This is a genomic window from Flavobacterium sp. UW10123 (assembly GCF_040538975.1).
Classification (GTDB): Bacteria; Bacteroidota; Bacteroidia; order Flavobacteriales; family Flavobacteriaceae; genus Flavobacterium.
Genome location: NZ_JBEWQE010000004.1, coordinates 175018 through 186537 on the forward strand (window position 1 = coordinate 175018; position 11520 = coordinate 186537).

An 11520-nucleotide genomic window follows, 5' to 3' on the forward strand; every position below is an offset into this window, starting at 1 on the left:
AGAGAGTTCACACTATTTATTTCTCTAAATTCGATATATTTACAATGAAAAATCCTAAATCAATGCGCACGATCTATCAAAGCCCCAAAATAATTATTCGCGAATTTTTACCTCAAGAAAAGCAGACATTCTTAGATCTTTTTATAGACGAACAGGTTACGCAATATCTTCCTGAAACTTCGCCTGAACGATATGTTGAAATGTTTAACGAATTGCTGGAAAATTATGAAAAGAAAAATCTCAGCAGATGGGCAATATTTAGTGCTACAGACAATGATTTTATAGGAATGTGTGTTGCACGTATTTTTGCGGACAATACAAACCAAATAGAAATCGGATATGTACTAGGTAGAAACTATTGGGGAAAGGGTATTGCTACAGAAGTGTGCAAAGCTCTCACGCAGTATAGTTTTGCAAATACAAATACCAACGAGGTTGTAGCTATAACAGATCTTGACAATACAGGATCACAAAATGTACTGCAAAAAGTTGGTTTTGAAAGATTAAGCAATTTGATAAGAAACCAAGAAGAACTCGCTTATTTTAAGATAGAAAGAGTGTAATTCACTTTATAATCTCATGCCAAATATTTTTTGCTCTTTGGTTTCGTTGAAACCAATTTTAGAATAAAAAATGTGAGATTCTTTCCGAACTGCATTGCATCTCGCCCTTATTTTAGTGCTATTTTTGGAGCGAATTTTGAGAAGTTTTTTATATTCAGAATAAAACAAAAAAATGCGCAAAGTTGGATACGTTTGTGCAGCTTTTTCAATTGGATGCATTGGAGAGCATGAACCTCTAAATTTTTGCAAAAATATTAGTGTAATATTTTTTACCGTCAGGACTTACCCTAATTGAAATACCAAAATAATTAAAATCTCCCTCAATAATTTTCTTATGTTCTGGACTATTTAACCATCCATTTAAAACACCTTCTGGAGACTGATAATTATATCCAACATTTTCGCCTACCTTTTTTGCCCCCAATACTCTTATTATATTTTCAGATCGGCTTACAAAATCATTATGGCTTATCAAATTGCTTTCAATCATATTATCATTGTGTTCTTCTGCCTTGAATGAAAGATGATCTTTTACTTGTATAGAATCCAATCCTATTGACATTCTATAATCATTTATTAATTTCATCGTTTCCAATTCTACAGCACTATAAATATAGTCGGTCTTAATTTCATCCTTATAATTCGTTTCCATCCCATCTGCCGAATCAGCAGAGCAAGCATTTACAATAAAGATAAATGCTATCAATAACCCCATTTGCAATGTTCTTTTCATCTTTGCCTCATATTGCTAATGTCATAAAAACAAAAACCTTGTTTTTATGACATTATTTTATAGCGCAAATTTCAGGTTATAAAAAACAACAGATCTCCTGTAAAAGACTTAAAAACAACACAATAAGACTTAAAAACATGAATAAAACAAACTATAAATGAAGTACAAACTAAAAAGCGCAAAGTCGGACACATTTGCGGCTTCTCAGTTTAGCGCTCGAAAATGCAAGTTTTAATCCTTCATAGAAACTTTTCTCATCTCAGAACTAACCTTATACAATTCATCTAACAATTCCATTTCATCATTTGTCATTTGCAAAGCAATTTCAAGCAAAAGCAATACATCCATTCCTGTTGAAGATGGATCATCTTTTAATGCGCAAATACTTGTTTTTAATAAAGAGGCAATTGTAAGATTCAATTCGCTATACGAAGCCATTTTCAACGACAAATTAAACTGATTGTAACTTTTGGGATCTGGTTCTAGTTTTTTGAAATAATTAATTTTATTTATTAACTCTACAAGATCTTCCATTATTTCTCTTTGCTCTAATTTCATAATCATCTTTTTTACTAGTAGACAAATTTATAAGGACACAAATAAAAAATAGGGAACGTATTTATCCAGTCAAATATGTCTGTTAAAATAAAAGAGCAATTGTTTTCTTAATTTAACTCTCATTTTTCCTTAAAAAAAAGAATAAGATTATTCTTTAAAATAGAAAAATCCTCAATATTTCTAAAAATTATTTTTCTCTTACAAAGACAATAATTCCTTCACATAAACCCAAAACAATTAATTATTAATCAATAAAATACAACATCATTAACTTAACTTAATCACGAATAATCTGGATCTGAAATAATTTCCATTCAAAAAAAATAAAAAGTTTTTTCAAAAATGCTTTGGATATCTCAAAAATAGTTGCACTTTTGCACCCGCAATAGCAAAGCAGGTCCGTTCGTCTATCGGTTAGGACGCCAGGTTTTCATCCTGGTAAGGGGGGTTCGATTCCCCCACGGACTACTTAGTAAGTCAAAAGCTTCAGAGAAATCTGGAGCTTTTTTTGTTTATATTTACTCCGTTAAATGTTTTAGAAAAGACAATCAAAAAATCAACCCAAATCTTAAAATGAAACACAAATTAATAGCCCTTTTATTTGTATTCGCCTTTGCAAATATGTCTGGACAAGCGCCTGCCAGCAAAACCAACTACTCCAACAGTAATTTACCTGCAGAAGAAGCTGTTACCAACAAATCTTTAAAACCGCTTAAAAAGATTTCTCTAGACGACACTTCTATGTTAATTTACGATTACGACGGCTCGCTTTTTTCTTGGGATCTAGAAGTTGAAAGCATTGTTTGGACAGTAAAAGCAACAGATGTCAACACAGAAATGTGCGCTAATAAAATAACAATCCATGATGGAGTTGTATATGTTCCTTTTATTAATGGGGAAATTTATGCAGTAGATAACGGAACAGGAACCATTTTTTGGAAATCTAGAATAGGCAATATCAAAGATCAAATTGTTTTAAAAGACCAGACTCCTGTAATAAGCAATGGAAAACTTTTTATAACTGCTCAAAATCAAAACCAGAGCAGTAATTTATATGCTTTGGATTTAAAAGACGGAAGCTTGGCTTGGAATTACAAGCTAGACACTCCAAATAACGATATAGAGCCGCTTATTTTTGACAATAAGGTTTTCATTCAAAGCGGAACAAATGTGTATTGTTTTGAAGCTAATACCGGTAAATTGCTTTATCAAAAAAGCTTTGATGAGATCATGACTGGCAAACCTGTTACCGATGGCGAAAGTGTTTTTATTGCCGGCGATAAGAATTGGCTTTACGCTTTAAAACCAAATAGTTTAGATGTTTTATGGCAGTTTAAAATAGACGAAAACCAGAACAATGTTAAGGAACGCATTGTGTGCCACGACAAAAAACTATACTTTGCGGCACAAGGCTCTGAAGTTTCATCTATTTATGCTGTTGATTCTAAAACAGGAACTCAGCTCTGGAAAACAGATTTTAAAGGCGATAACGTCCAATACATCGTTAAAGAAGTTGATAATCTTTGGGGATATACTCTTAACAAAAAACTTTTTGAATTGGATTTATCTAATGGTGAAATAGCTTTTGAAGAAAAACTAACTACGTTGCCAATTTCAAATATTGAATTTCCTGCCGATGACAACTTACTTTACTATTATTGCGATGCTGGTTTAATTCAGTTTGATTTAAAAGAAAAAGACGAAAACGTATATTATATGCGAACCTCGCTTAAAGATGACCCTTATAGCGCTTATTTAAAGATTATTCGATAATAGCTTCTCACTTTTAGAAATAAAAAAAGACCATTTTTTCAAATGGTCTTTTTTTTATCCTCTTTTGAGAAAAATTTATGCTCTAAATAAAGCATATTTATTGTAATTATACAAAACTTTATCGTAAGGAACATAAAGCGAAACTATTTTCTCTGATGATTCATTGAATGTGATTCCGTTGTGTTTTCTGAACAAGTAGATTTCTCTTAAGCAATTAGAAAGACTTTGGTGAATTTCACTTGTAAAAGTGGGCAATTTTTTGTCTCCTACCAAAAGATCGATCTGATAGTTTGAACTGCTTTTTGACAAGTTGTTTCCAATAATTCTAATTGTAAAAGTGGTTGGTTTTCCGTACTGCTCACCTTGATATTGTAGTGTCATGATTTCTTCTTATTAAGTAATTAGTAATACCGCTGCTTAATTCGGTTTTTGGTTCTCCGGATACTTTTATTAAAGTTATAAAAATTTAGACAAACATAAAGAATTCAATTCTAAATTAAATGTTATTTTTTTTAAGATATAACCTCTATAAACCATAAAACCGTAACATGGTTACGGTTTTGGCAATTAACTAAATATATTTAATCAACTTGTTTAACGAGTGTAAAATTCATTCATAAGCATCGATTAATTTTGGGTAATTATTGTAATTTATTTTCTTGGTTTATTTCTAATAAAAACGGATTTCCATTTTCGTCCATCATTGTCATATTTAAAGCATCTAATAATGCTGTGTTTTTTGAAACTTCGCCTGTAAATTTATTATACGAAAGATTCAATTCTTGCAATTTGCTAAGCTTTTCAATTTCTTGCGGAATTATGCCTGAAAATTCATTATTAAACAAACTAAAATTCTGCAATGCATTCCAATTAATAATTTCGTTTGTCAAATTTCCTGACAACTTATTATCGTTTAAAAGCAAGACTTTTAATCCCGAAATTTTATAAATAGAAACAGGAAGTTTTCCATTAATTTCGTTATTAAAAACAGCTAAAATTTCTAGCTGATTCAGTTTTCCAATTTCCGACGGAAGCTCTCCTGAAATAGTATTCATAAAAAGCTCCAAATCTTTCAATTTTCCCAATTGGCAAATAGAAGCTGGAATTACACCAGACAATTTGTTGTTGGCAACATTCAGCAATTCTAATTCTTTCAGATTAAAAATCGATGAAGACAAACTTCCTTCAATTTTATTCTTTTCCAGATTGAGTGATTCTAAATTTGTAAGATCGTAAAGAGCTTCTGGCAATTCTCCCTGCAGATTATTGTCAGCTAGATTCAGCGCCACAACTTTTCCATTCTCGGCCTTAACACCATACCAAGTAGAAACAGATAGACTTAAATTCCACTTGTTTTTCCATTGCAAACCATTTGTTGCATGATACAATTTTATAAGCGCCTCTTTTTCTTTATCCGAAACGGTATCTGCCAAAACGTTTAGTGAAAAAGCAAATATAAAAGAAATGGTAATTAAATTTTTCATAACAGATTTGGGATTTGTTACTATCGTAAAATTATACAATTCACAGCTATAATACACTAATTATCGGCAAACTGTTGAAAAAATTTTTATTCGTAGGACTTATATTACTTTTGATTATTTTCTAAAACCTGCATTTTTTTTGATTACATTTGATCAACTAATTCTAAAAACCTCACATTATGCAAATTAACTTCGCCGCTTTATTTATTGCTGCAATTGTTACACTCGTAACCGGTTTTATCTGGTATAGCCCAAAAGTATTTGGAACAATCTGGATGAAGGAAAATAATCTTACTCAAGAAGAGTTAAGAAAAGGAAATATGCTTAAAATCTTCGGGCTAACGTATATTTTTTCTTTAATGATCACTATGACTTTAATGTCTTTAACCATTCATCAGTCTGGCGCAATCGGAATGGTTGGCGGACCGCCTTTAATCGATAGTGCAAAACCTTCATTTGCAGCTTTTATGGCAGATTATGGAATGGCATACAGAACTTTTAAACATGGCGCTCTTCACGGTTTTATGTCAGGACTATTTTTTGCTTTTCCTTTAATTGGAATTAATAGCTTATTTGAAAGAAAATCTTGGAAATATATCTTTATTCATAGCGGATACTGGATTCTTACTCTGACTCTTATGGGTGGAATTATTTGCGGATTTGCTTAAATCACAATATATCAAAACCCGTTTGAAAAACTTGCTTCAAACGGGTTTTTCTTAATAATAACTTAAAGCAGATCAGTTATTACAAATATTATCTAATTTTGAAGAAATTAGCTCACTCTTTTGAATACAACCTATTCTTTCCAGATTTACAAAAGCGCATCGTTATTGCCTGTAGAATGGAACTCGCTTGCAGCAAATAATATCTTTTTGACTCGAGAATATCTCGAAGTGCTGGAAAACTCTTGTCCAGTAAATATGACTTGCCATTTCATCGGACTTTTTGAAGAGAAAAAACTAATCGGGATTGTACTAACACAATTCTTATTTGCAGAAAAACTCGAATCCTTCGGAGAGCGAGACAAATGCTTAAAAACTTCACTACGTAATTTTGCCTTAAAAAATTTCGCTTCTCACGTTTTATTTGTTGGAAATAATATGCTTACGGGACAAAATGCTTTTATTTTTGACAAAAACATCAAAGAATCAAAAGCTATTAAAACACTTCATAAAGCAATTAATCAGTTAAAAAAAGATCTGAAAGAAAGCGGAAAAAAAGTTCACATAACCAGCATAAAAGATTTTACAGCAAAAGAAATAGAACCGCTTCAGGCTGAATTCAAAAACAACTATACTTTTTCGACCCAGCCTAATATGATTTTCGACATCAAAGAAGACTGGAAAACCGAACAGGATTATGTCGACGCCTTGTCAAAAAAATATCGCGACCAATACAAACGTGCACGAAAAAAATCGGAAGGAATTGTAAAACAGCAAATGTCACTTTCTGATATCAAACAATATGAAGATGTTATTTACGACCTTTATTTTCATGTTGCCAAAAATGCGCCTTTCAACACCTTTTTCTTAGCTCGAAACCATTTTAGTTTCTTTAAAGAAATAATGGGAGACAACTTTCTTCTTTACGGTTATTTCTTGGATGAAAAACTAATCGGTTTCAACACTTTAATCAAAAACGGCAATGTAATGGATACTTATTTCTTGGGTTATGACGAAAGTATTCAACGTGAGAAAATGTTGTATTTAAACATGCTCTACGACATGATTGCATATTCTATAAAGAAAGGTTTCCGTGAAATTGTCTTTGCCAGAACTGCTCTTGAAATTAAAAGTTCCGTTGGGGCAAAACCTGTAAAAATGTATGGTTTAATTACGCATAGCAACGCTTTAATAAATCACAATATTTCCAGATTTTTTAATTATTTAGAGCCCAAAACAGAATGGCAGGAACGCAATCCGTTTAAATAAAAGATGTCGCTCCGCTGGCGCTTTTGAAACTTTCGAACAAACATTTCTATAAACATTTCGCTCTCCCAGAGCTAAAAAAAGCTCCAGCGGAGCGACATATCCAAACTACCAATATTTTTTCAATGAAAATTAATCTAAATCTACGGAACCGCAATTTTCATCTGCTTATGCAAAATATCAATTTCTAACGAAGTCTGCGCTCCGCAATATTCTCCATCAATCTGAAAATTAACAGGATAATCAGTTTGTATTGCTGCTTTATTGGTTGAAATAATTACAATGTCATCAGAATCAATTGGCATATTTCCGGTAATTATTTTTCCAATTAAGAGCAAATCGAGACTTTTCAAGATCACCAGCTCAAACTTTCCATCATTCATAGCGCCATTCGGATTGATGATAACTCCCGTTCCGTATTTCTGAGAATTAGCAATTACAATCATTCTTGCAACATGCTGTACCGTTTTGTTATTTGCCGAAATTGTTGCTACAAAAGGCTCTTCAGATTCTTTAAGCGTCGTAAAAGCTTGTAGCGCGTAACCCCAAAATCCACGAACATCACTTTGTTCATAATTTTTAACCAGATTTGCGTTTAAACCAAGATCACTTAAATGAATGCTTTTTTTGCCATTAATGCAAATCATATCCATTTCGATATAATGGTGCAAAAAGGCAATTTTAAGGTTCTCCTCTATTCCATCAGGAAGATTCAAATCTACCGAAAGTCCGTTTGCAGAACCCGCAGGTAAAATCCCGATTATTACATCTTGCTCTTCTACAGCTTCGGCCACCATTTTTATAGTTCCGTCGCCTCCAGCAACAATAATTCGTTCTGGAACAGATTCATTATATAAAGATTGTATTGCTCTTAAATCATTTTTCCCTGTAGTTTCATACACTTCCAAATCAAAATAATTGGTTGCCGCAAACTCTTCAACAGCATCAATCAAATCAGATTTATCCAAGTCTCCAGAAATCGGATTTACAACAAACAGAATATTCTTTTTCAAAATTTTATCTTTAAAATCAATTAAATTAAGTAAATTACAGTTACATAAATATACGTAATTAATGAAACCAATTCTACAATTATATCGCGGTTATGCAAATGAACAAGAGCTAATTGTAATGGGGCACGTTTTAAAAAGGGAAAACAAATACAATTTTGAGAAAAGGAAATTAAAAAATGCCACTTCTATTCTTCGATTGTTCAGAATAAAAACCATTAAAAATTTTGATGTTTACCTTCACTACAACAACGAAGTAATTCATACCAAAACATTAGACGATGGTTATTTCAATTTCTGTATTCCACTAGAAAAAGAAACTCATTTTGGATGGATGTCTTACGAAGTCAGTTTAAAATATAGAAATGAAACCATTACCTGTAAAGGCAGTTTTATAAGGCCTCATAAAGGAAAACTAGGAATTATATCCGATATTGATGATACTTTTCTGATTTCACATACTAATAACTTCTTTCGAAAACTTTATATTTTATTATTTAAAAATGTAAATGACCGAAAAGTTTTCAAAGATGTTGTACCGCATTATCAAGCTTTAAGTTCTGCGGGAAGAGATAACGTAGAAGAAGTAAATGCTTTTTTTTACATTTCTAGCAGCGAATGGAATTTATACCGATTTATTGCCAAATTCACGCGAATTAACAAACTGCCAAAAGCTGTTTTTCTGCTAAAAGACATCAAAAGAGGAATCACCGATTTTTTTATGAGCGGAAGAGGAAATCACGATCATAAATATGGAAAAATTAAACATGTTGTTGAGTTTTACCCAACGCTTAAATATGTTTTAATGGGTGATGATTCTCAGCACGATCCAAAACTCTACGAAAGAATCTGCAAAATATTCCCCGTAACTGTGGTTGCCGTTTATATTAGACAAACTGGCAAATCTCAGAAGAAAGAGGTGCAAAAGATTTTAAAAAATCTGGAAAGCATAAATGTTTCTGTCTGCTATTTTAAAGAAAGCAGTAAAGCGATTGAACACTCTAGGTCTATTGGGATTATTAAGTAGTTTGTTTCAGGTTTCAGGTTTCAGGTTTCAGGTTTCAGGTTTTGAAGTGAATGAATATTTTACCGCAAAGCACGCTAAGTTTTTTTTGATTTGTAAAATTTTATAAACGCAAAGTTCGCAAAGCTATCTTCTGATAAGGCTTTGCGAACTTTGTACATTATAATGCAAGTTATAGAAAACTTAGCGTGCTTTGCGGTCAAATTTACTCGTCAAGCTAATAACTTGAAACCTGAAACTTGAAACAAAAAACATTAAGCATTCATCCCTTCAATCTCTTCCGAAACAACTTCCCAATCGATTAATAATTGTTCTAAATCTTGTTTCTTTTTATTGTAAGCTGTAAAAAATGAAGCATCTTCAATATGTTTGTCATAATTAGTTTCTAGCATCTTATCGTCGTGCTGAATTTGTTTTTCTAACTGCTGAATCTGGTTTTCGATTTTACTTAATTTATTCTGAAGAGCTTTTCCTTTCTTCTGATCTTCATAAGAAACTTTAGCAACTTCTTTTTCTTTTGGAGCTTCCTTTTTCACAACATCTTTTTTCTCCACTTCGCGCATATTTTCTAGATTACGCTGTTCTAAGAAAAAGTTGATGTCTCCTAAATATTCTTTGATCTTTTGATCTTTAAATTCGTAAACGATATTTGACATTCCTTGAAGAAAATCCCTGTCGTGAGAAACTAGTAATAAAGTTCCGCCAAATTTTTGAAGCGCTGCTTTTAAAACGTTCTTAGATTTAATATCTAAGTGATTCGTAGGCTCATCCATCAGTAAAACATTTATTGGCTGTAACAACAATTTACAAAGTGCCAAGCGGTTACGTTCGCCTCCAGAAAGGACTTTTACTTTTTTCTCAACATCATCTCCGCGGAATAAAAACGAACCCAACATATCACGAACTTTCATACGATTCGTATCTGTTGCCGCATCTTCCATAGTTTGAAGCAAAGTAATTTCTCCGTCTAGATATTCAGCCTGATTTTGAGCAAAATATCCCAATTGCACATTGTGCCCTAATTTAATATTTCCTTGGTATTCAAATTCGTTTACCAGCGCTTTAATGAAAGTTGATTTTCCTTGTCCATTTTGTCCAACGAAAGCGATTTTACTTCCTCTTTCTACCAGTAAACTAATATCTTTAAGAATCGTTTTATCTCCGTAAGCTTTTGTTACGTGTTCAGCTTCGATAACTACTTTCCCTGGTTCTTTAGAAACTGGAAAAGAGATATTCATTACCGAATTATCATCTTCATCAACTTCGATTCTTTCTACTTTATCTAGTTTTTTAATCAATGATTGCGCCATTGAAGCTTTAGAAGCTTTTGCACGGAATTTCTCGATTAATTTTTCTGTTTCTTCAATCTTTTTCTGCTGATTCTTTTGAGTAGCCAATTGTTTCTCACGAATTTCATGGCGCAGTTCCAAATATTGTGTATATGGTTTATTGAAATCGTATGCTTTTCCTAACGAAATTTCGATAGTTCTATTCGTTACATTATCCAAGAACATTTTATCGTGCGATACAATTACCACAACTCCAGGATAATTGCGAAGGAAATTCTCCAACCAAATAATACTTTCTATATCTAAGTGGTTGGTTGGCTCATCCAGAAGCAAAACATCATTAGACTGCAATAAAAGTTTAGCCAATTCGATACGCATTCTCCATCCTCCAGAAAAAGTCTCAGTTTGATTATTAAAAACCTCTCTTTTAAAACCTAAACCTAATAAGATTTTTTCTGTATCTCCCACATAATTATATCCGCCAAGAAGATCAAAACGATGCGTGTAATCAGATAAATCTTCTATAATTTTAGCATACTCCTCGCTTTCATAATCGGTTCTAGTCACCAATTGATGATTGATTTCTTCTAGTTTTTTCTCTACAACTTTTATTTCTGTAAAAGCTTCGTACGCTTCTTCCAAAACAGTTCTTCCTTGTTCAAAATCAATATCCTGACGCAAGAAACCCATTTTAATATCTTTCTCTTGAGAAATTACTCCTGAGTCAGGTTTAAAATCGCCTGCTAGCATTTTTAGCATTGTAGATTTGCCTGCTCCGTTTTTACCAACAAGACCTACACGGTCACCGGCACCCAAACGAAAAGTAACTTCTTCAAATAAATAGGTTCCTCCAAAAGAAACGGAAAGATTGTGTATATTAAGCATAATGTATTGCTGTAAATGAAAGGTTAGAAAACCTTTTTTTATTCATTAAATAAAATAAATTGTAAACAAGCGAATTATCCTGTTCCAATTTTGAAAGTGCAAAAGTATAACTTTTAATTGAAGTTTTTATACTGAAAAACAATAGCTTTTGTAAAATTCAAAACCAAAAAACTTGTTTAACATTGAACTTTCCTTCTTTAATTAAGTTAAAAATCATAGTAATGAAAATGTCTTTTATACGCATTTTTGAAAGAGATGAAAATTGTTTTC

At 32.1% G+C, this 11520-nt stretch carries 11 protein-coding genes and 1 tRNA gene; 6 read left to right on the forward strand and 6 right to left on the reverse strand.

What is annotated here, in order from left to right:
• Positions 1 to 62 precede the first annotated feature (62 nt).
• On the forward strand, positions 63 to 563 hold the full coding sequence (locus ABXT06_RS06515) for a GNAT family N-acetyltransferase (RefSeq protein ID WP_354590011.1): 501 nt from the start codon (positions 63 to 65) through the stop codon (positions 561 to 563).
• A 235-nt stretch (positions 564 to 798) separates the two neighbouring features.
• On the opposite strand, the gene ABXT06_RS06520 is transcribed toward ABXT06_RS06515, so the two are convergent.
• A complete protein-coding gene (locus tag ABXT06_RS06520; RefSeq protein WP_354590012.1) occupies positions 799 to 1296 on the reverse strand; it encodes a CAP domain-containing protein in 498 nt (165 codons plus the stop codon).
• A gap of 231 nt (positions 1297 to 1527) precedes the next feature.
• A complete protein-coding gene (locus ABXT06_RS06525) occupies positions 1528 to 1854 on the reverse strand; it encodes a hypothetical protein (RefSeq protein WP_354590013.1) in 327 nt (108 codons plus the stop codon).
• Between the two features lie 396 nt (positions 1855 to 2250).
• Here ABXT06_RS06525 and ABXT06_RS06530 point away from each other — a divergent pair.
• Positions 2251 to 2322 (forward strand) — tRNA-Glu (locus tag ABXT06_RS06530).
• Positions 2323 to 2427: 105 nt separating this feature from the next.
• On the forward strand, positions 2428 to 3627 hold the full coding sequence (locus ABXT06_RS06535) for an outer membrane protein assembly factor BamB family protein (RefSeq protein ID WP_354590014.1): 1200 nt from the start codon (positions 2428 to 2430) through the stop codon (positions 3625 to 3627).
• Between the two features lie 75 nt (positions 3628 to 3702).
• Here ABXT06_RS06535 and ABXT06_RS06540 read toward each other — a convergent pair whose 3' ends face one another.
• The gene (locus ABXT06_RS06540) at positions 3703 to 4008 is read right to left on the reverse strand and encodes a hypothetical protein (protein WP_111365111.1); all 306 of its coding nucleotides are present in this window, start codon (positions 4006 to 4008) and stop codon (positions 3703 to 3705) included.
• A 260-nt stretch (positions 4009 to 4268) separates the two neighbouring features.
• Positions 4269 to 5111, reverse strand: a complete 843-nt coding sequence (locus tag ABXT06_RS06545; RefSeq protein WP_354590015.1) for a leucine-rich repeat domain-containing protein — start codon at positions 5109 to 5111, stop codon at positions 4269 to 4271.
• A 179-nt stretch (positions 5112 to 5290) separates the two neighbouring features.
• Here ABXT06_RS06545 and ABXT06_RS06550 point away from each other — a divergent pair, with 179 nt between their 5' ends.
• Together ABXT06_RS06550 and ABXT06_RS06555 are read left to right on the forward strand one after the other, a co-directional pair.
• Positions 5291 to 5779 carry a DUF1761 domain-containing protein gene (locus ABXT06_RS06550; RefSeq protein WP_354590016.1) on the forward strand — a complete coding sequence of 163 codons (489 nt, stop codon included), beginning with the start codon at positions 5291 to 5293 and terminating at the stop codon, positions 5777 to 5779.
• Positions 5780 to 5899: 120 nt separating this feature from the next.
• Positions 5900 to 7045 (forward strand): GNAT family N-acetyltransferase, encoded by a 1146-nt coding sequence (locus ABXT06_RS06555; RefSeq protein WP_354590017.1) that lies wholly within the window; start codon positions 5900 to 5902, stop codon positions 7043 to 7045.
• A 140-nt stretch (positions 7046 to 7185) separates the two neighbouring features.
• Here the strand turns inward: ABXT06_RS06555 and ABXT06_RS06560 are convergent, their stop codons facing one another.
• Positions 7186 to 8055 (reverse strand): diacylglycerol/lipid kinase family protein, encoded by an 870-nt coding sequence (locus tag ABXT06_RS06560; protein ID WP_354590018.1) that lies wholly within the window; start codon positions 8053 to 8055, stop codon positions 7186 to 7188.
• Between the two features lie 61 nt (positions 8056 to 8116).
• Here ABXT06_RS06560 and ABXT06_RS06565 point away from each other — a divergent pair, with 61 nt between their 5' ends.
• Positions 8117 to 9079 carry an App1 family protein phosphatidate phosphatase gene (locus tag ABXT06_RS06565; RefSeq protein ID WP_354590019.1) on the forward strand — a complete coding sequence of 321 codons (963 nt, stop codon included), beginning with the start codon at positions 8117 to 8119 and terminating at the stop codon, positions 9077 to 9079.
• Positions 9080 to 9330: 251 nt separating this feature from the next.
• On the opposite strand, the gene abc-f is transcribed toward ABXT06_RS06565, so the two are convergent.
• Complete coding sequence (abc-f, locus tag ABXT06_RS06570) at positions 9331 to 11250, reverse strand: ribosomal protection-like ABC-F family protein (protein WP_354590020.1); 1920 nt, start codon at positions 11248 to 11250, stop codon at positions 9331 to 9333.
• Positions 11251 to 11520 lie beyond the last annotated feature (270 nt).